A 21,076-nucleotide genomic window follows, 5' to 3' on the forward strand; every position below is an offset into this window, starting at 1 on the left:
TTTCGGGATCTGAATGGAAGAGTCGAAACAAAAAAAGAGCGACTGCATTTCTTAGCAATCGCTCTTTTTATTTATTTTACCTGGTTCTATAGTAGTTTTCAGCTGTGTATATAGGCCAGCTCCAAAACGGTACACCTTGTGAAATAATGTAGCGGTCCAAGAAGATTTCAAAATTAAGATTTAGAGATGAAAGCTCTGTAAACTCCAATATATGAAGGTAATTAGGATCCCCGACCTTTAGTTTTTCTTTATCTAATATTAGAAAACAATCTTCCAATAAATGTCCAATCGGAATCCCCTGTTCACCTATAATCTCAAGTTCTTGAGCCTCTTTTACTTCATTTAAACTAAATAAATGAAGACCGCTCCCTATATTAACACCGTCGTCATCAATCAATTCATATATTCTTGCCCCATTATGGAGTGTTAAGAATGCCTTGTAGTCTTCAGGAAGCTTGATATTGTTTTCACTTTCAAACATTTCAACTTCAGTTGTCTTTATCGGAGCGTTAAAAGAACACGAAACGTTACCAACTTCTCCTTCGTTTGATACTGTCTTCATTTGGTCTTTCTTATTCAACAATTCTTTTAGTCCCGACAATGTATTATGTATAAAATGACTCAATTCACTAATCCCTCCATAACGAATGATTATTACTAGTTCCAATTATAATATAACAATAATTACCAATTTTATCATTGGATTATTGATATGCATCGGAAATTTCATTTAACGGAAAAAAGAAATTTATAGCGGAATTCATGAAACGGAAAACTTTGTCCATCGTATATTACATATATATGGGAAAATAAGGTGGGGTTAAGCTTCAAGAAGATTATAGATGGGAAAACTGATTAAGGGGTGAGAAGGGGAATCTATGCAAAAAAGGGTGAAAAGAAAATTATTTCATTTATATACAGGCGAATTGATGGCAACTGTGATTTTTGCTGTACTGTGGGTTTCGTTTCTGATGCAACATGATTGGACCGATTCCTACTTAACCTCATTTTCATCTGTTTATGCGTTCGTCCTGCTGGAATTTATTTTGCTTCAAGGAAGTTTATATTGGTTTCTTAAATGGAAACGGGCAAAAGAAAACGATTACGCCCATTTACCTTATACGCAATTACGGATTTTTCTATTCTTTAAAAGGGTCAACCTATTCCTTATAGCCACAGGAATAGTAGTCTTTTTTTATCAATTAAAAGCAGTTGAATCAGGAATTTATTGGTATTTATTTCTTTATGTTTTTGCCATCATCGAGCATATTAATTACTACCACTTCAGGCTTTCCTATCAAAGTCCAGATGAAATGAAAGAACTCATTCGCCAACGAGGATTAAGGAAATCCATTTTGGCAAAGGAATTGAATGAGCTTAAAAAAGATTTTACGGTGTGAATTGGAGATATCGATTCACACCGTTTTTTTAATTCCGGGGTTTTGGTTCATTCATCTTTTTTTCCGACTATCCCATAAAACAAAATCTTCATGATATCCTCAGTCAAAGGCAGGATGCTTTGATAAACCTCTTCCCGTTGGATATATTCAGTCATCGCTTTTATAAAAAATAAAATCGCTTCATTAGATAAGTTTGGATCAACATATCCTTGTTCCTTCCCTTGGTTAAACAGATCGATAAAGCGTGGCAGTGCCTTTTCTGTATATATTTTTTCCATATAATTGACTCCGGAAGTGTATTCCCTCATTAAATATTGATAAAAATCTTCATGAATTTGTTTCGCAGTTTCATTCTTAGTAAACATGATTTGCTTTATTTTCTCAGGGAAAGCCATGTTGCTATTAAGTATTTGTTCAAATTCATCCAAGGCCTTATTTGTATAATGAATAAAAACCTCATGAATCAAGTTATGTTTACTTTCGAAGTAATTATATATCGTTACTTGAGATACATTTGCTTTTTTGGCTATTTCTCCAATAGAAATCTTTTGGACACCATACTCCATGAATAAAGCTAAGGCAGCCTCTAGTATATTCAGTTTTTTTTGTTCCCTGCGGCGTTGAAACCCGTCCATTTATTTCACCTCAACTTTAGTTTAATTAAAAATATGTAATAGAACAATAAAATAAGTTCATAAACTATTGTCAGGAATTATTATTTTATATATTATGAACTAAATCAATTAAAATATTTCATAATTTCTTTCGAATTTAATCCAATGAGGAAGAGGTGGATGAGGAATGTCAGTATTGAAAACAACGGATTTAACGAAAAAGTTTGGAAAGTTTACCGCTTTAAATGGGGTGAACATTGAAGTGAAAAAAGGTGAGGTGTTTGGATTCATCGGTCCTAATGGTGCTGGAAAATCAACAACGATCCGTGTGTTGCTCGGGATTTTAAAAGCGACGGATGGGGAAGCGAAGATTTTTGGCATGGATGCATGGAAAGATGCCGTTGAAATTCACAAGCGGATCGCGTATGTTCCAGGAGATGTGAACCTATGGCCCAACTTAACAGGCGGGGAAGTTATTGACCTATTTGTTGAATTACGCGGGGCAAACAATAAAAGCAGACGTGAAGAACTTATAAAAAAATTCGATTTGGATCCTTCCAAGAAATGCGGGACATATTCAAAAGGAAACCGGCAAAAGGTTGCTTTGATTGCTGCTTTCTCATCTGATGCCGACCTTTATATATTGGATGAACCAACATCAGGTTTAGATCCATTGATGGAAAGAGTTTTCCAGGAATGTGTGCTGGATGCGAAAAATGAAGGGAAAAGCATATTACTTTCCAGTCACATTCTTTCTGAAGTGGAAAGATTATGCGATAAAGTGGGCATCATTCGGCAAGGACAAATAATTGAAACGGGAACATTGAATGAGTTACGTCATTTAACGAGAACAAGCTTGCTTGTCGAAACGAAGCAACCTATCCCTGCTTTAGGGAATGTATACGGTGTTCGGGATATCGTGAAGAAAGATCAAGCACTTTCATTCCAAGTGGATACAAATGAATTGGATAATGTCATGAAGTATATAAGCCAGTTTGGAATTGTGAAATTGGAAAGCGCGCCGCCTACATTGGAAGAATTATTCATGAGCCATTATGAGGGCGAAAGGAAGACTTCTGATACTGGGGCGGGAGGTGCGTTATAATGGCGAACCAGTCCTATCATAATACAGGAAGGCTCTCCCGATTCATCGTACGGCAAGATCGGATTCGGATCCCTGTTTGGATAATTTCCCTATCGGTCCTTTCATTTATGGTTGCAATGGCATTCACCGATCTGTATCCGACTGGGATAGAAAGGCAAACCATTGCAGAAACGATGAGGAACCCTGCAATGACAGCGATGGTGGGGAAAGGTTACGGTCTGGATGACTATACAAACGGAGCGATGATGGCGCATCAAATGTTACTCTTAACTGCTATGGCCGTGGGGATAATGAGTATTTTACTTGTTACGCGCCATACACGCGCAGATGAAGAGGACGGCCGCATCGAAATGATCCGTTCTTTGCCGGCTGGCCGGTTGGCTAATTTATTTGCAACCATTTCCGTATCGTTTGGAACGAATGCATTGATCGCGATAATAACGGGTTTCGGATTGTATGCCCTGGGAATTGAAAGCATGGATTTGGAAGGTTCCCTTATGTATGGAGCAGCTTTAGGGGCAACAGGTATTTTCTTCTCGGCGATAACGGCATTATTTGCTCAGCTTACGGAGAGTGCGCGAGGTACGATTGGATATTCCATCACTGTATTGCTTCTCTCCTATCTTATTCGGGCGATTGGGGACGTTAGCAATGAAACCCTTTCCTGGTTTTCTCCATTGGGTTGGGTTTTAGGTTCAGAAGTATATGTGAAAAATTATTGGTGGCCCATCATCCTTACGATCGGTGCGGCAATCACTTTGGTTGTCCTATCTCTATATTTGAATGGCATCAGAGATTTGGAAGCTGGATTCATACCGGCTAAACCAGGCAGGAAATATGCTTCAACGTTTTTAAAAAGTCCGCTTGGCCTTGCGTTAAGGCTTCAGCGTATAGGATTAATTTCGTGGGCAGCCGGGATGTTCATTTTGGGAGCATCTTACGGTTCCGTTTTAGGTGATTTGGAATCCTTTTTTGCAAAAAATGAAATGATGGCCGAACTATTGACGCCTGTTGAAGGCTATTCGCTGACAGAACAATTTTTGACGATGTTGATGTCAGTCATCTCCATGATTTGCACCATTCCGCCTTTAATGGCGATGTTAAAGCTTAAAGGGGAAGAAAAAAAGAATCGTACTGAACATTTACTGAGCCTCGCTGTATCACGTACAAGGCTTATGGGCAGCTATCTTATCATCTCCGTCATGGCCGGTTTTCTCATGATTACGCTTGCTGCAATCGGTCTTTGGGCAGTCGGGAATTCGGTGATGGATAAAGGGATTGCTTTCGGCACTTTATATAGCGCAGCAATGGTCTACCTGCCTGCAATGTGGATCATGATTGGTCTCGCTGTGCTGTTTATTGGCTTTGCACCGAAATTATCTGGCTTGACTTGGCTTTACTTGACATACTCAATCTTAGTCGTTTATTTAGGGGGAATGCTTCAATTTCCGGAATGGATGGGTAAACTAACACCATTTGGCCATATTCCGAAACTTCCTATTGAAGAGATGGACTTCATGAAGGTATTCATACTTACCATCATAGCCATAGTATTACTGACTGTTGGCTTTATCGGATATAACAAACGGGATATCCGGGGTTGACGATTCAACTATGATTCTATTAATCCTGCAAAAAGCCTGGTTTCTCGGTGTTTCAATGAGAAATCAGGCTTTTATTGGTTTTCAGCCATGGGGCAGCAATAATAGTACACCTAGCGCAATGATGATAAAGAATAAATAGCTTTCGAATTTCTTCGCAGGAATTCGCTTATTCATGAAGATTCCGAGACCAGTCGCCAGTAATATGGCTGGAATGGAATAAACGTAGAGAATTAATGAATCGGCTGTCCACAGTCCGCCTAGCGCATGCCCCATCACGACAAGGATTCCGGATATAAGAAAATGGGCTTGCAATGTTCCTCGGAATCGATCCGGACTCCATCTTCTTAAAGTTCCATAGACGACGACCGGCACCCCATTAAAGTTATATGCACTGCCAAGGACTCCCGACGCAAAACCGAACGGCCATACCCAGCCCTTCGAGGTGAGTAACGGTTTATCCACAGCCTGGAAAAGTTTTTGCTTAAGAAGGGAGTATCCTCCATATGCCATCAAAAAAACACCGAGTGCAGAAGTAATGATCATCGAAGGTGCGTAATGGAGCAAAGCGAGGCCGGCTGGTATGCCGATGACCGTTGCAAGCGCGAGCCTGATTAATACCGAACGTTCGATATGACGCCATCCGCTAACGACAGTTAGTGAGGCAACGGTAAGACCTGCCAACCCAATCAAGGATACCGAAGTATTAAGCGGAATGTGAAGTAAGGCAAGCAGGGGCATGCTGACTATCGCTTCACCGAACCCGAACATCGTCCGCATCAAGGCGCCGATAAAGACTGCACCTACCACCAATATGATGCTGCTGATCGTCATTATTTAACCTCCTGAAGCAAAAATTCACCCTTCTGTAATTATACCATACCAATCGGGTTTGAGTTTGGCGGAACCCTGTTTTGAAGCAGGTTATTTCAGGCTTGAATTGCTCTCTTCGACGCGTTTGGTATGTGTTTTAATGGGGAGATACACCCCGTTGTTTTTGTCGATTAGGAGTCAGGAATGGGGCCGAAAAAGCGGGTGTATATCTTGAGGTGTTGATTTATTTTGATGTGAGGGTTTTCTAACAGATTAATAGAGGTAACGAAGGATTGTTTGTTACTGGCTATACTTATTAGGTAAGCATTTTTAATTTAAAGAAAAAGTCATAGCCGTTGTTTGGGATAGAATGGATTAAGCACGAAGAGCGATATAAACGTTCAAGGGAATACCTGGAGGTTTTAAAGGGATTGTGGACGACCGATCATTTTTCTTATCAAGGAGACTATTATCAAATCAATAATGCTATATTGGCACCGAAACCTATTCAAAAACCATATCCACCAATCTATCAAGGCGGGAATTCACAGGATTCCCAAGAGATGGCGGGGGAATTATCCGACTATTACTTTATGAATGGGGCTTCCATAATAGAGTTGCAAGAACAAATGGAATATGTGAAGGCTGTAGCACGAAAGCATGGTCGTGAAGTGAAATTTGCCGTTAATGCTTTTGTCATTGCCAGAAAAACGGAAGAGGAGGCAAAAAGCGAATATCAGTATATTATCGAACGCGCAGACGATACGGCAATAGCACAGTTTAAAAACCGTAAAGATACAAAAGGAATGTGGAAAAATGCTTCTTCAATTAGTGATTTTGTAGCCAATAATGAGGGATTCAGGACGGGGCTAATCGGCAGTTACGAATCGGTTGCGATCAAAATCCAGGAACTTCAAGCGATCGGAATCGATAAGATCCTATTAACTTTTCGGAATGCACTACAAGAATTACCGGACTTTTATAAAAACGTAAACAATCGTTTGGAATCAGAGTTCATAAAGAAATAAATATGGACAAGGAATGTTGGGTCTTAATCGAGGACGCAGTATGGAACTTTGGGTGAATGGTAAAACACTGAAATACGAAAGACTGCCATATGGTGGTCTTTTTCATTTTAATGAGATAAAGAGAACTTAAAAACAAGACTAGATTATCTTTTACTGTTTTTTATGAAACCCTCAATGAATTGAAGAGAGTTTCCTTTGGATTCTCTGTATGCACCTAATAAATACGTTTCTCCTAATTTTAATTCTACTTTATCCTCCCCTATGGATAATCCCATCCACTAAACACACAACAGAATGTATTTTGTCTATTTTTTGTTGGGGGTGAAGTTACATTAGGTGCATAAAGAAAACCTAAACGAGAACCATTAGTATTTATTATTCCAAATCCTGAATTTCCTTCCTCCACAATGAGGAACAAAAGTTATACGCAATAAGAGCGAAAAAACTAAGAATACTGGAATGTTGATCGCAAAAAAACATATTAGGGCTATCTAGGGAATAAAATGAAAGGAATATTTTGAAGGAAAGTGGGGCAGTGCATGTGAAAATCCATGTGGTGAATAGGGGGGATTCTTTGTGGGGAATTTCCCAGCAATATGGTGTCAGTACCAACAGAATTGTTCGGATCAATGGCCTTGAAAATCCAGATAAGCTGGTGATTGGCCTAGCACTTTTGATTCCTGATCCTTATCTTCAGTACAGGGTTCAGGAAGGGGATACTCTAAATAAAATCGCAAATCAGTTTGGAACTACGGTACAGGAAATCATGCAATCGAATCGCATCACAAATCCTTCTGCTATCTATCCAGGGCAGAGACTAACCATCCCGGTTATTTATCATACCGTAAGGGAACGAGATACCCTTTATGATATAGCAAGACGTTATGGAACGACAGTTCAAGCCATTATGCAGATGAATCGGATTACAGATCCGTCTAATATTCATATCGGACGGATAATAAGGATTCCCCAGAAACCAAAACCCATCATTGATGTAAATGGTTTTACAAATGTTTACGGGCAAGTAGGTGCGGAGCAGGTACGTGAAGTAGCCTACGATTTGACCTACGTAAGTCCATTTGGTTATAGAATGAGGAAAGATGGCAGCTTAGAAGTCATAGATGACACCCCGACGATACGGGCGGCACAGTCAACTGGCGTCATACCCATGATGTGCATAACGAATTTTTCCGCCACGGAAGCGGGAACTCAGCTTGCACATACGATACTTTCCGATTTAAGTTTAGTGGAAAAATTATTAACCAACGTCATAAATACGATGAAAAATAAAGGGTACCGTGGATTGAATATCGATTTTGAAAGTGTAGCACCAGAGGACCGTGATTTCTATAATCGCTTTCTCCAAAGAGCGGTGGATCGATTGCATCCTGAGGGCTACTTTGTGTCATCCTCCCTTGCCCCAAAAACTAGCGCCAATCAAAAGGGAGCATTAGTTGAGGCACATGATTATCCAGTTCATGGACGGCTGCTCGACTTCGTAGTGCTGATGACATATGAATGGGGTTACCGAAAGGGGCCGCCGCAGGCAATCTCTCCCATTAATGAAATAAAGCGTGTCCTTGACTATGCCGTAACGGCTATACCAACAAATAAAATCTTCATAGGATTTCAAATTTATGCACGGGACTGGCTTGTTCCTCATGAAGAGGGGCAGGAAGCAGAGACTTTCGACATGCAGGAAGCCATCAGACGCGCCGTCCAATATAATGCAGAAATAAAATATGACGAGATAGCTCAATCACCTTATTATAGGTACAAAGATAATCAGGGGCGCACACATGAAGTTTGGTTTGAGGATGCACGCAGTGCTAAAGCCAAATTCGACCTGGTGAAGATTTACAGGTCAAGGGGTCTCAGTTATTGGGTACTTGGTTATCCTTTTCCCCAGAATTGGGAACTGCTTGGGGATACATTTATTGTACGGAAACTGTAGGGTGTTTTTTTACAGCAACGTGGATCACATATAATTAATATAGTGATGGACAGCTTTTTTTATAAAGCTGTCTCAGTTTTTATGAAGGTTTATAAAACCTCGAACGTCGATTTCCACTCCAGGCACTCGCTTTCCGCGGGCGGTCCGGGAGCCTCCTCGGCGCTCTTTGCGCCTGCGGGGTCTCCCCTCGACGCGCTTTTCCCGCAGGAGTCTCGCACCTTACGTTCCAATCAACTTTGTTTTGAAATTTTAGGTAAAACCCTTTTACTACAAACTCGGACAGCTTTTTTTATAAAGCTGTCTATTTTAGTGATTTCGAAATGCACTACAAGAATTACCGGACTTTTATATAAACGTAAACAATCGTTTGGAATCTGAGTTCGAAAAGAAATATGGACAAGGAATTTTGGATTTTAATGAGAAAGAGATCTCTTTAAAAACAAGGAAATGTGTTCTTCATTGTGGAAATGTATTACGGACAATCCCATTTAAGGAGGCATTTTTTTGGAATTAACCATCATTAATACGTTTACAGATCAACCTTTTAAAGGAAACCCTGCTGCTGTCTGCCTTCTTACCGGGGAAAGTGACAGCGAGTGGATGCAGCGAATGGCTAAAGAGATTAATATGCCTGTCACTGCGTTCATTCACCTTCATAAAGCTGAATGGCAGCTGCGTTGGTTCACACCTTCCATTGAAATCCCGATTTGTGGACATGGGACGCTGGCAAGCTCTTTCTTTTTGTGGGGTAAAGGATACACCCCAAGGGATCGACCGATTGTCTATCAGACGAAAAGCGGGCTTCTCACTGCAAGATTCATGGATGGAATGGTTCAATTGGAGTTCCCGTCATTAATCGAGCAGGAGACCGCTGCCCCTGAATTACTGATAAAAGCTTTAGGTGTTGTGCCTGTGTATGTTGGACAAAACAAATGGGATTATCTAGTCGAAGTTCAATCAGAGGAAATCGTAAGGAATATAAAGCCGGATATAGATTCCATTGCCCAATTGCCGATTCGGGGTATCATTGTAACGAGTCGATCGGATAGCAGTGAATATGATTTCGTTTCACGTTTCTTTTCCCCTGCCCAAGGCCTTGACGAAGATCATGTAACGGGCTCGGCCCATTGTTGCCTGGGACCATATTGGAAAAGAAAGCTGGACAAAAGTATTTTTATAGCCTATCAGGCATCGGAAAGAGGAGGACTATTGAAGGTTGAAGTAACGGAAGACACAGTTAAACTTTCTGGCCATGCCGTGACAATATTCGAAGGAAACTTAAACATTTAATGCAGGGGGAGGGAGGCTTGGTGCAATCCTTCTTAATGAAGGATCGCGCCCGTTGCCCTTTTTCATTGTACAAGAATCGAAATGGCACTATACACCAATAACAAAGCCATGACTACATTAAACTGACTTCTATACTTTGATAAAAACGATTGAAAAACCGAACCGAACATACTCCAACAGAACGTACTCATAAAACCGACAAAAGCCAGAAATAATGAAAAGAATAGTAAGCTGAAATTTGAAGAGTGATAAGGTAGGATGAAGGTCGATATTGCCGTGATGCCATAAAGAATGCCTTTTGGATTTATGAATTGTAAAAGCATGCCCGCTATAAAACTGTTGTTCTTGTCATCTTTATCGTCTTTAGCTTTATTTGAACTTGAAATGATTTTTATGGCCAGATATAGCATATAGATTGCACCTAGGATAGTCATGATAAATTCAATCTTCGGTATGAAATTTTCAAGCAAAACATTAAAATAACTACACAATAACATGATTACAAAAAAACCGGCACCTACCCCGAAACAAAATTTAATCGTATTTTTTAACCCGTACTTGTTAGCAAATAGCATTGCCATGATGTTATTTGGACCTGGAGTGAAACTTGTAACGAAAACAAATAGTAAAAAAGATAGTAAATGCATGGTTGACTCTCCTTTGTATGCTATAATGACCAAAATTGACATTATAACGACTTCCTTTTTATTGTACAATGCCGACGTTATATTGTAAATAAGGAGCATTTTTATGGAAGAAATAAATTTTATTATTGCTAACAATTTAAAAGCCATCAGGGAAAGTAAGAAATTAAGTCTGGAAAAGGTTGCAGAATTAACTGGAGTAAGTAAAACGATGATCGGACAAATAGAAAGGGGAGGATCGAGCCCTACGATTACAACAATTTGGAAAATAGCCAATGGATTGAAGATTTCATTTTCTTCATTAATAAATAGCCCGCAGCCGGATACAAAAATCATTTTAAAAAGTGAAATTCAATCTTTAACTGAAGATAACGGCAAATATCGAGTTTATCCCCACTTCCCCTTTGAAGATGAGAAGCGCTTTGAAGTATATTCAGTCGAGATAGAAAAAGGTGGATTCTTAAGTTCCGATTCGCATAGGGAAGGAACGGAAGAGTACATAACAGTTTTTGAAGGGGAACTGACTGTACGTGTAAATAACGAAGAATATACAGTAAGGAATGGTGATTCTATCAGATTCAAGGCTGACAGACCGCATGCCTACCATAATTCAGGAGAAACAATAACTCGATTAAGCATGATCCTGTATTATCCAACTTAAAAGCCTGTTTAGTAATGTTGATCCTCTATTCGAAGCATACTTTGAGTATCGGCAAGGCACTTCCCTCAACCATTAAGGTGGAATTTTTGACAAGGGCATCGTAATTGATGCTCTTTTTTGTTTTTTTGAGGGTTTGCAAAATTACGTTGATTGGAACGTAGGGCACTCGCTTTCCGCGGGCGGTCCGGGAGCCTCCTCGGCGCCCTTTGCGCCTGCGGGGTCTCCCTTGGACGCGTTTTTCCCGCAGGAGTCTCGTACCTTCCGTTCCAATCAACTGGAATGTTTTTTTATAAAAACCGTAGCTGGTCTCATCCCGAACCACGTTTAAGACTAGTTTATACCACATGATTTTTCACTGTTTTATATAAGATGAATACTCATTGAATTGAAGAAATTAGCGACACTCCTGCCGAATAACTGGCTAGCCGAGACCTCTACAGTCTGGGAGAGATTTAAATCTCTCTCTTTTTTTTGCTTTTCGACAAATCAGGTATAAAGACCATGAGTGGTCACAAGGTAAATCAGAACTATTTTACCATTAAATCATTTTATTGATATATCATCTATCAAATGATGGGTATTTTGGGGTGATTATAATGATAATATTCTGTTAATATTCCGTGTTGTATTGTAAATTTGTTTTAAAATTGGATTATTTTGTTGTAATATAGGAGATACACGAATCTTTAGAGGAAAAAAGTAGGGTGGATTTGTGGATGGATAAGTAAATTTGTCGGGATTCATTTTTGGTAAATTGTGTCAATTCTATGGATAAGTTAGCAGAATGTTATGTCAGTATATAACTTATGGGGGGATTAACTATAATGGGGAAAAAGAAAATCGTAAAAATTGCATCAGCTACCATAATGGCTGCGACAACGATCGTAGCGGTAGCGCCGGCACCTTCTGATGCTGCCACTAGCCTGAATAGTAAAATCAAAACGGCCAAGGCCGCCATCAAAAAACCATTCGATACCTATTTTTACACTTCTAAACTCGCTTCAGTGTCCACTGTTGAAAAACAAATCAAATCTGCTAAACAAGCAAAAAAAGACATCAACTCTACCATTAAAAAATCAATGTTAAGCAAAAAAGAAAAAGATGCCAAATACAAAGAAATCGAAGCTTATGATAAGTACATCACTCGTTCAGAAGGCTATGTAAAAGGATATAAGGCGGCTGAGAAAGCAAAGGCTGCACATGGCCAATCGATTGGCGCCCTTACGAATGCCATCCTTGCCAAGAAATCAATAGATATCAGGAATCAATATGAGGCACTGGATAAAGCCGTGAAAAAGGCAGATAAAGATATTAAAGATACTGTTTACGGTGCGAAAATCGAAAAGCTTTTATACGATAAATTCACTAAATCGACCAAAACAGCTTTGAACGGTGACCTGAAAGTTCCGTACTACTATGAAAAAGCTGCATACTGGGTGAAGAAAGGTGATTTAAAGACCGCGGACAAGCGGATGCAAACGGTTTCTTCGCAGTTGAAAAAGGTCAGCAAAACATCCAAGCTCGGAAAAGCCATACATGCCTATGTTAAAGAAGTGAAAGGTAAGTATGATGATGCGGTATATGCAGAAAAGAAAAAAGAAGTGGCAAAACGGGTCAATGCCTATGTAGCTCTTGCCAATGGGGAACTTAAAACGAAAGAACAGATAAATGCAGCTAAAAAGGCGAAAGCAGCCATTAATTTAAATGGAATCAAGGAGTCGGACAGAAAGGAATTCCTGGCGAAAATGGCATTGGCGGATAAGAAAGTTGCCGCAGCCGAAGAAGCCTTGAAAAATCCAGCGAAGGCGATCACCCTTTCCTTGATGCATACGAATGATACGCATGCCCACTTGGACAATGTGGCAAAAAGGGTGACGGCTGTTAAGGAAGTGCGTAAGAGTAAGCCGCAAGCTCTTTTGGTGGATGCTGGTGACGTATTCTCGGGAACTCTTTATTTTAATGAATTCAAGGGGCAAGCGGATCTTCGCTTCATGAATTTAATGAAATATGACGTCATGACATTCGGGAATCATGAGTTTGATTTGGGATCAAGCGCCGAAGGGCATCAAGCTTTGGCTGACTTCATAAAAGGGGCAAAGTTCCCATTTGTCAGTTCGAATGTAGACTTCTCCAAAGATGATAAGTTCAAGGGGCTATTCTCGGACTTGATTTCAAGTAAGCCAGAGCAAGGGAAGATATACAATGGGATCGTAAAACAGGTGGATGGCCAAAAGGTAGGGTTCTTCGGGCTTACAACTGAAGAGACGAAAGATATTTCAAGTCCTGGAAGTATAGAATTCGAAAACTATCTTGAAGAAGCCGAAAAAGCGGTCAAGGCGTTCAAAGGCATGGGAGTCAATAAGATAGTTGCCGTATCCCATATTGGTTACGATGACAATGCGGCTTATGACAATGATTTAACATTGGCTGCTAAGGTCAAGGGCATCGACGTGATCGTGGGCGGACATAGCCATACGCAGTTAGACGCCCCCGTTGTTGTTAACAAAGATGATAAAGGGAAAACGAAAGAGCCGACTGTCATCGTTCAAGGATATCAGTATAGCGACTATTTAGGAACGATCGATGTGAATTTCGATAAGGATGGCAAGATTGTCGGACAAGCCGGTAAGCTGATTAAGCTTTCTGAAAAACAGGATGATGCCGAAGCGGCAAAAGTGCTCGAAACATACTCCTCGAAGATTAAGGAGCTGAAGGAAACGAAGACTGGTGCAACAGCTGTGAAAGCCTTGGAAACACCGCGTGATGCAGGAGATGAAACGAAGCCGAGTGTTCGCAAAAATGAAACGGAACTGGGCAACTTAATTACGGATGGAATGCTAAGTAAAGCGAAAGAATTCAATAAGGATACGGCCATAGCCTTCCAAAATGGCGGGGGCATCCGCGCTGGCATCGATCAAGGTGAGATCACTTTAGGGGAAATCCTAACCGTTTTACCGTTTGGGAATACGTTAGCGACGATGAAACTTACGGGTGCAGAAATCAATGAAGCATTAGAGCATAGTGTAAGCCTCGCTCCTAAGGAAAATGGCGGTTTCCTGCATGTTTCCGGAATGAAATTCAGCTACGACAGTTCGAAGGAAGCAGGCAATCGTGTCACAAAGGTTGAAGTCCTTGGACAAGATGGAACCTATTCCGAATTGGATGCAGCGAAGGAATATGTCGTGGCGACCAATGCTTTTACAGCCAAGGGCGGAGATGGATTCACCGTTTTCAAGAAGGCTTATGAAGAAGGAAGAGTGACGGATATCGGACTCGCTGATTGGGAGAATTTACGAGATTATGTAGGCGGACTGAAAACTGTCGATCCAAGCATTGAAGGACGCATCAAAGATGTTGCCGGAAGCAATACAGATCCGACTGTCGTATTGGCTAAAGACTTTGGCGGAACGGCTGATGCCCCAAAAACACATGAAGGTAATGTAGTTGTAGACATCACGGATATCGCTTCATTGGAAAATGCAGTCGTTAAAGGGAATCTTACATTAACAGGAACTCCTCCGGATGACTTTACTTTTTCACAGGTTACGGTCGAGGGTAATTTGGATTTATCGGGACTTAACGGTAAGACCGTGAGCATGAGCGGTGTCACGGTGAATGGCGAAACCATTTTTTAAGCGGTATTCAAATGATTGCTGAGCCTGCGAAAAAAAGTTGGAGGGGTTGAGATCTTGAAGAAGAACGGGATAAGCAAGCTTTTCTTTGCCATACTGATTGTGCTGTCAACGGTTTTGCCAAATGCAGCCGCTGCAAAAGCGGAAGGGACAATATCGGTAATGGAAGCGATTAATAATAACAGCGGAACGGCGACGGTGAAGGGATATATCGTCGGTACAGCTAAAAGCGGTACAAGCTATCAGCAAACATCGCCTTTTACTGAAAGTACCAACATAGGTATTGCGGATAGTCCGGATGAAAAAGATGTTAAGAAAATCATGCCTGTCCAGCTTCCAGCCGGAAATATCCGAACGGCTTTGAATTTGGTCGAACATCCGGAATTACTTAAAGCTCAGGTGACGATTACAGGGAAGCTGGAAAAGTACTTTTCAGTTCCCGGCCTGAAATCCGCAACGGATTACACGATCATCACTGATGGAGGAACAACTCCTGAACAGCCTGATGTGAAGGTTCTGGACTCCATTGCCGAGGCGCGCACGAATACCCAAGATGTAGTGCAGGTCGATGGAGTGGTCACCACAGGGCTTGGTTATTGGGGAGGAAAAGGCTTTTATATCCAAGATGAAACGGCTGGGCTATACGTTTATGGTTCTTCCTGGCCTGAGGATGTAAAGCAAGGGGATAAGGTTACTTTAATCGGAAAAGTATCCGCTTATAATAAGGAATTGCAAATCCAACCAACCTCCCTTGAAGTGGTTTCTTCCGGGAATGAACTTCCTGAAATCCAAAAAATTGATGCATCTGGGGTCAATGAGGAAACACAAGGTGAGCTGGTCACCATTGAAAAAGCGACCATTACAGAATTGGCTGCATCGGGAACATATGGAACATTCGAATTCAAGGCGGAAGATACTGAAGGGAAATCTGTTATCGTTCGCCATGATAACCGGACCGGTTCGAGTTATGAAGAGTTCGTGAGGAACTTTAAAGTAGGGGATGTCATTTCCGTAACCGGGATCGGATCAAAGTTCAATGACACGTATCAGTTGAAGCCGCGTGGCATTGAAGATTATGAACTGGTGAACAAACCAGCCGTATACACGGATATTTTCCCTGGTACGGTTAGTGAAAATACAAAAGTGTCACTTGAATCTGGCTGGGAAGAAGCGAAAATCCATTATACGCTGGATGGATCCTCACCGACTTCTTCAAGTGCCTTGTACACAGAACCGATTATTTTAACGAAAGATACTGTCATCAAGGCAATCGCTGTCAACGATAAGACATCGGAAGTTTTCACTTTTGCCTATACCGTTACCAAAACCAATGAAGTGAAGATTCGTGATATTCAGGGGATGAATCATTTTTCATCATATGAAAATCAACTCGTCTCAGGTGTGGAAGGTGTCGTCACTTATGTAAAGGATGCGAATAACTTTTATATGCAAGATCCCAACCCGGATAAGGACTTAACGACTTCCGAGGGAATACTTGTGTACAACAAAGCACATGGTCTGAAAGCGGGAGATCATGTCAAAGTGGCAGGTAAAGTCGCTGAGTGGTATATCGAAGGATACGCTGAAATGAAAACGACGGATCTGCCAACAACTGAATTGACCAATACGACGATTGAAAGGCTTGGCACTGCAGCGATGCCAGAACCGATCGTCATCGGAAAAGATGTCATTCCGCCTTCCGAGAACATCGATGATGATAGATTGACAGATTTTAATCCGAGCGAAGACGGCATTGATTTCTACGAGAGTCTGGAAGGAATGCTCGTTCAAGTATATAACCCGAAAGTGGTCGCTCCTCAAGACTATGGTGAATTGGTCGTGATTCCAGGGAATATGGAAACGACGACTGCAGTTGGGGGCGTCAAAATAACGGAAACGGATTTCAATCCTGAAAGAATTACCCTGGATATAAATGATGAATCATTTGCAGCGAAAACGGGTGATTTCTTTGATGGCTCGGTCACGGGTGTCATCAGCTATGGATATAGCAATTATAGGGTAGTGACGGATAAAGCCCAGCTGTCTGCGTTAAAGGATGGCGGAACGGCCCGGGAAGTGACATCCTTAGAGAAGGATGCTGATAAGCTATCGATCGCTTCCTATAATATCGAGAATTTTTCCACTCAAACAGCTAATTCTAAAGTCGAAACGATTGCAACATCCATCATTACTAATCTTAAACAACCCGATATCATCGGCGTAACGGAAATGCAAGATAATGATGGGGCAACGGATAGCGGGACAACGGATTCTGCTCAAAGTGCCAAGAAGTTAACCGACAAAATAAAAGAGCTGGGCGGACCGCAATATCAATACATCGATATCGCTCCAGAAGATAAACTTGATGGCGGGGCACCCGGCGGTAATATCCGCGTAGGCTTTTTATATAATGTCGACCGTGTCCAATTGACTGAAGGAACGAAAGGAACGGCAACACAGTCCGTGGGCTTCAAAGATGGAAAACTTACCTTGAACCCTGGACGAATTGAGCCTACCGATCCCGCCTTCACTTCAAGCAGGAAGCCTTTAGCCGCTCAATTCGAATTTAAAGGCGAAAGCGTAGTGGTGGTGGCCAATCATTTTAATTCCAAGGGCGGTGACCAGCCTTTATTCGGCAAAAACCAGCCTCCTGTCCTTTCAAGTGAAACGCAAAGGCTTCAAATTGCCTCCATTGTCAATCGGTTTGTCAGTGATATCAAGTCACAGGATGCCAAAGCGAATGTCGTCTTGCTTGGAGACTTTAATGATTTTGAATTTTCGGCTCCGCTAAAAACATTAAAGGGCAATGTTCTAACCAATATGATCGAGAAAGTCCCTTTTGAAAAACGTTATTCTTACACATATCAAGGCAATTCACAAGTACTGGACCATATCCTTGTATCGAATAATATGGCCGAGGCGACAAAAGTCGATATTGTCCATATTAACTCATCCTTCATGGAAGCTCATGGAAGAGCTAGCGATCATGACCCTGTACTGATCTCAACCTCTTTATCTGAATCAGGCGGAGTTGAAACTCCTGCTCCTGAAAAAACGTATAATTTAACAAACGTTAAAACAAAAAGACTTACGATTGCTTCACCTAGTGTTTTGATCGATCTTGATGAAACATCCAACATCGAAGAAGGTATCTGGTTAAAAGGTTCATATGCTGTACTCAAAGGCCTTGGTCTGAAGAGTGCTGCAGTGACGATAAAACCGGATAAGGAAGGTGCAATCATCGATTTTGGAGGCATGGCGGTGAAGGAAGTCATCATCGATAACGCCAATGTAAAAGAAATCAGGGGCGCTGAAAATGTTCAGAAGTGGACGGTAACAGAAGGTGTCGACACATCGAATATCAAGTTTGTCAATTCGAAAGGGGGAGCGATTGCTTCCCCTTTCGACCCTAAAGAAAATCATGCGCCAGTCGTATCGAAAAACCTGGAAAATCTTGAAGTGAAAGCCGGTTCCAAGGTCACCATCGATTTGAGTGAGCACTTCTCAGATCCAGATGGAGATGAACTTACCTTTTCATCCACTATCGGTACGGTCGCCGGCCAGACATTAACCCTTCCTGCAAATGAAGCAGGAACATACCTTGTCGCAGTCAAGGCCGAGGACCAGCAATCGGAAGCGGTTGCCCGTTTCACGTTGACCGTATCGAATGATAAGCCGCTTGAAGCTTATTACGAAACGGCGGCAGGAAAAACGGGAACGGAATTGAAATCTGTTCTGCACTTGATAATTAAGGGTCATACGATGTTATCTTATGATCAAGTGTGGAATGCCCTTAAAGAAACGGATGAAGATCCGGTGAACAAACAGAATGTCATCTTGCTTTACTCTGGAAAATCCATCTCGAAGAACGCGAATGGGGGCAATACCGGACAATGGAACCGTGAACATGTTTGGGCAAAGTCCCACGGTGATTTTGGGACAAGCAAAGGTCCCGGGACAGACCTTCATCACCTCCGTCCCGCTGATGTAACAGTGAATGGTAAACGGGGCCACCTTGATTTCGACGAGGGCGGTCAAACATATAGTGGATGTGAATGTAAGTTTGATTCAGATTCATGGGAGCCGCCAGATCATGTTAAAGGCGATATAGCAAGGATGTTATTTTACATGGCCGTCCGATATGAAGGAGACGGCGAGTTGGATCTTGAATTATCCGATACAGTCAATACGTATCCTAAGCCGCTTCATGGAAAGCTATCGACACTTTTGAAATGGAATGAACTCGATCCAGTCGACGAATTCGAGAGCCATCGCAATGATGTCATTCATGACTGGCAAAATAACCGCAATCCATTCATCGACCATCCTGAATGGGCATCCGAAATTTGGGGTGCCGCTAAATCCATCGATGAGAAAAAGGCAAGTTAAAATCGGAGATAGAAGGGAAAGCAGCCTGATGGCTGCTTTTTTCATGCTTTTCTACAAATTTAATGATTAAAAGGTTAATTATCTTAATATACTGAAAAATCAAATATTGATTTCACGTTAAATGATAAATATTTTGGTAGGTATGTTATGTAATATATGTTAATATGGGATATGCAATGAAAGGGTTTTCATTGCAGGAATGATAAAAATATTTTAATATAGTAATTATGCCGCTTTTTGATCTTCATTCACCCTAAAAAGACGGTTAAAAAATATATTGCCAGAAATGGGGCATTACACGATGAAATACAGATCTGCATTCGATATAATCGGTCCCGTCATGATTGGACCTTCAAGCTCACATACAGCAGGAGCTGCCAGAATTGGCAGAGTAGCACGGACATTATTCGGAAAGCAACCGAAGAAAGCCATTATTTCTTTATATGGCTCTTTTGCAAAAACATACAGGGGACACGGTACGGATGTCGCTGTCGTAGGCGGGATATTGGATTTCGATACAGATGATGAACGAATCCCTGCCTCTTTAACGATAGCGGAAGAAGTTGGCATGGAAGTTACCTTTACAATCGAGGATACGGTGATGGATCACCCTAATACAGTCAAGATCAGGCTGTTCGACGAAGATAAAGAATTGGAACTAGTCGGGATCTCGATTGGCGGCGGAACGATAGAAATAACGGAATTGAATACGTTCAAGCTTAAATTGTCGGGTGAAAACCCAGCCATTTTAGTCGTGCATAACGATGTATTTGGAATCATATCTTCCGTTTCGACAGTATTGGCGAATCATGAAATTAACATTGGACATATGGAAGTTTCACGGAAAGAAAAAGGTCAAATGGCCCTCATGGTGATTGAAGTCGATCAGAAAATCAAGAGCGATGTCATGAAGGAAATTGAAGGATTGGAAAACGTGTCGCAAGTCATAAGGATGGTTGAATGATAAGTGCTGGCATAGATATGGAGGTAAAAACATGTTCCGAAATGTAGCAGAGTTGGTTGAACTTGCTGAAAGTAAAAATGTAAAAATCGCGGAAATCATGATTTTACAAGAAATGGAGTTCTCGAGCCTGTCGAGAGAACAGATCATTGAAAAGATGGACAGGAATTTGACAGTGATGGAACAAGCGGTGGAAAGAGGCCTGAAAGGTGTGCAATCCGTTACAGGTCTAACGGGCGGGGATGCCGTTCTTTTGCAAAATTATATCAAGTCGGGCAAGGCGCTCGCAGGCAATTTATTATTGGATGCCGTCAGTAAAGCGGTTGCGACGAACGAAGTGAATGCAGCAATGGGAATGATTTGTGCCACTCCGACTGCCGGTTCGGCAGGCGTTGTTCCCGGTACATTATTTGCCGTGAAAGAAAAATTAAACCCGACCCGAGCAGAGATGATCGAATTTCTTTTCACCTCCGCTGCCTTCGGTTTCGTGGTCGCAAACAACGCTTCCATTTCTGGAGCGGCTGGTGGCTGCCAAGCAGAAGTGGGCTCGGCAAGTGGAATGGCCGCGGCTGCGATAGTAGAACTGGCCGGCGGTACGCCAAGCCAAGCCGCAGAAGCGATGGCGATCACATTGAAAAATATGCTTGGACTGGTTTGTGATCCAGTGGCTGGATTGGTCGAAGTTCCTTGCGTGAAACGTAACGCAATGGGTGCCTCCAACGCGATAACGGCAGCTGATATGGCGCTTGCAGGCATTACGAGCCGCATTCCATGTGACGAAGTTATCGACGCCATGTATAAAATAGGATTGACCATGCCGGTTGCACTTCGAGAAACGGCAGAGGGCGGCCTGGCTGCGACTCCTACTGGGCGTAGATTGGCAAAGGAAATTTTCGGTTCATATAAATAAACATTCAGTCCCATTAACAACAGGTTTGTTAATGGGACTTTTAATTTGTCTTCAACCTGGTCATTTTGTAAATG

At 41.6% G+C, this 21,076-nt stretch carries 15 protein-coding genes; 11 read left to right on the forward strand and 4 right to left on the reverse strand.

Going from position 1 to position 21,076, the window contains the following annotated elements; genetic code table 11:
- Positions 1-76: 76 nt before the first annotated feature.
- The gene (locus FNK51_RS04325) at positions 77-625 is read right to left on the reverse strand and encodes an SMI1/KNR4 family protein (protein ID WP_141992544.1); all 549 of its coding nucleotides are present in this window, start codon (positions 623-625) and stop codon (positions 77-79) included.
- A gap of 253 nt (positions 626-878) precedes the next feature.
- Here FNK51_RS04325 and FNK51_RS04330 point away from each other — a divergent pair, with 253 nt between their 5' ends.
- Positions 879-1,400 carry a hypothetical protein gene (locus tag FNK51_RS04330; protein WP_141992545.1) on the forward strand — a complete coding sequence of 174 codons (522 nt, stop codon included), beginning with the start codon at positions 879-881 and terminating at the stop codon, positions 1,398-1,400.
- 47 nt (positions 1,401-1,447) lie between these two features.
- On the opposite strand, the gene FNK51_RS04335 is transcribed toward FNK51_RS04330, so the two are convergent.
- Positions 1,448-2,035, reverse strand: coding sequence for a TetR/AcrR family transcriptional regulator (locus FNK51_RS04335; RefSeq protein WP_141992546.1), 588 nt, complete (start codon positions 2,033-2,035; stop codon positions 1,448-1,450).
- 166 nt (positions 2,036-2,201) lie between these two features.
- On the opposite strand from FNK51_RS04335, the gene FNK51_RS04340 reads away from it, so the two are divergent.
- Positions 2,202-3,119 (forward strand): ABC transporter ATP-binding protein, encoded by a 918-nt coding sequence (locus tag FNK51_RS04340; protein ID WP_141992547.1) that lies wholly within the window; start codon positions 2,202-2,204, stop codon positions 3,117-3,119.
- Complete coding sequence (locus tag FNK51_RS04345) at positions 3,119-4,723, forward strand: ABC transporter permease (RefSeq protein ID WP_141992548.1); 1,605 nt, start codon at positions 3,119-3,121, stop codon at positions 4,721-4,723. Before FNK51_RS04340 ends, FNK51_RS04345 begins: the two co-directional genes overlap by 1 nt.
- 81 nt (positions 4,724-4,804) lie before the next feature.
- Here the strand turns inward: FNK51_RS04345 and FNK51_RS04350 are convergent, their stop codons facing one another.
- Positions 4,805-5,554: a sulfite exporter TauE/SafE family protein gene (locus FNK51_RS04350; protein WP_098373058.1), complete on the reverse strand. Its 750-nt coding sequence runs from the start codon at positions 5,552-5,554 to the stop codon at positions 4,805-4,807.
- 335 nt (positions 5,555-5,889) lie between these two features.
- On the opposite strand from FNK51_RS04350, the gene FNK51_RS04355 reads away from it, so the two are divergent.
- The 3 genes from FNK51_RS04355 to FNK51_RS04365 all read left to right on the forward strand — a co-directional run bounded on the left by FNK51_RS04355 (position 5,890) and on the right by FNK51_RS04365 (position 9,805).
- A complete protein-coding gene (locus FNK51_RS04355) occupies positions 5,890-6,561 on the forward strand; it encodes an LLM class flavin-dependent oxidoreductase (protein ID WP_141992549.1) in 672 nt (223 codons plus the stop codon).
- A gap of 541 nt (positions 6,562-7,102) precedes the next feature.
- Complete coding sequence (locus tag FNK51_RS04360; protein ID WP_141992550.1) at positions 7,103-8,515, forward strand: glycoside hydrolase family 18 protein; 1,413 nt, start codon at positions 7,103-7,105, stop codon at positions 8,513-8,515.
- Positions 8,516-9,019: 504 nt separating this feature from the next.
- Positions 9,020-9,805, forward strand: coding sequence for a PhzF family phenazine biosynthesis protein (locus FNK51_RS04365; RefSeq protein WP_286178572.1), 786 nt, complete (start codon positions 9,020-9,022; stop codon positions 9,803-9,805).
- A gap of 62 nt (positions 9,806-9,867) precedes the next feature.
- Here FNK51_RS04365 and FNK51_RS04370 read toward each other — a convergent pair whose 3' ends face one another.
- Complete coding sequence (locus FNK51_RS04370; protein ID WP_098373078.1) at positions 9,868-10,452, reverse strand: LysE family transporter; 585 nt, start codon at positions 10,450-10,452, stop codon at positions 9,868-9,870.
- Between the two features lie 103 nt (positions 10,453-10,555).
- On the opposite strand from FNK51_RS04370, the gene FNK51_RS04375 reads away from it, so the two are divergent.
- From FNK51_RS04375 to sdaAA, 5 genes are all read left to right on the forward strand, one after another.
- Entirely contained in the window at positions 10,556-11,110 is a 555-nt protein-coding gene (locus tag FNK51_RS04375; RefSeq protein WP_098373065.1) for a helix-turn-helix domain-containing protein, read from the forward strand.
- An 824-nt stretch (positions 11,111-11,934) separates the two neighbouring features.
- The gene (locus FNK51_RS27060; protein ID WP_286178573.1) at positions 11,935-14,745 is read left to right on the forward strand and encodes a bifunctional metallophosphatase/5'-nucleotidase; all 2,811 of its coding nucleotides are present in this window, start codon (positions 11,935-11,937) and stop codon (positions 14,743-14,745) included.
- Between the two features lie 54 nt (positions 14,746-14,799).
- On the forward strand, positions 14,800-19,131 hold the full coding sequence (locus FNK51_RS04385; RefSeq protein ID WP_181762181.1) for an endonuclease: 4,332 nt from the start codon (positions 14,800-14,802) through the stop codon (positions 19,129-19,131).
- A 301-nt stretch (positions 19,132-19,432) separates the two neighbouring features.
- Complete coding sequence (gene sdaAB, locus FNK51_RS04390; protein ID WP_141992552.1) at positions 19,433-20,095, forward strand: L-serine ammonia-lyase, iron-sulfur-dependent subunit beta; 663 nt, start codon at positions 19,433-19,435, stop codon at positions 20,093-20,095.
- Positions 20,096-20,126: 31 nt separating this feature from the next.
- Positions 20,127-21,002 carry an L-serine ammonia-lyase, iron-sulfur-dependent, subunit alpha gene (gene sdaAA / locus FNK51_RS04395; protein WP_141992553.1) on the forward strand — a complete coding sequence of 292 codons (876 nt, stop codon included), beginning with the start codon at positions 20,127-20,129 and terminating at the stop codon, positions 21,000-21,002.
- Positions 21,003-21,076 lie beyond the last annotated feature (74 nt).

The organism is Bacillus sp. B4EP4a (genome assembly GCF_006680105.1).
Classification (GTDB): Bacteria; Bacillota; Bacilli; order Bacillales; family DSM-1321; genus Peribacillus; species Peribacillus simplex_E.

What these genes read in the sequence shown, in the direction of transcription:
- FNK51_RS04335 (WP_141992546.1), bottom strand. Translation starts at nt 2,035, where the DNA reads ATGGACGGGTTTCAACGCCGCAGGGAACAAAAAAAACTGAATATACTA.
- sdaAB (WP_141992552.1), top strand. Translation starts at nt 19,433, where the DNA reads ATGAAATACAGATCTGCATTCGATATAATCGGTCCCGTCATGATTGGA.
- FNK51_RS27060 (WP_286178573.1), top strand. Translation starts at nt 11,935, where the DNA reads ATGGGGAAAAAGAAAATCGTAAAAATTGCATCAGCTACCATAATGGCT.
- FNK51_RS04350 (WP_098373058.1), bottom strand. Translation starts at nt 5,554, where the DNA reads ATGACGATCAGCAGCATCATATTGGTGGTAGGTGCAGTCTTTATCGGC.
- FNK51_RS04345 (WP_141992548.1), top strand. Translation starts at nt 3,119, where the DNA reads ATGGCGAACCAGTCCTATCATAATACAGGAAGGCTCTCCCGATTCATC.
- FNK51_RS04340 (WP_141992547.1), top strand. Translation starts at nt 2,202, where the DNA reads ATGTCAGTATTGAAAACAACGGATTTAACGAAAAAGTTTGGAAAGTTT.
- sdaAA (WP_141992553.1), top strand. Translation starts at nt 20,127, where the DNA reads ATGTTCCGAAATGTAGCAGAGTTGGTTGAACTTGCTGAAAGTAAAAAT.
- FNK51_RS04375 (WP_098373065.1), top strand. Translation starts at nt 10,556, where the DNA reads ATGGAAGAAATAAATTTTATTATTGCTAACAATTTAAAAGCCATCAGG.
- FNK51_RS04330 (WP_141992545.1), top strand. Translation starts at nt 879, where the DNA reads ATGCAAAAAAGGGTGAAAAGAAAATTATTTCATTTATATACAGGCGAA.
- FNK51_RS04370 (WP_098373078.1), bottom strand. Translation starts at nt 10,452, where the DNA reads ATGCATTTACTATCTTTTTTACTATTTGTTTTCGTTACAAGTTTCACT.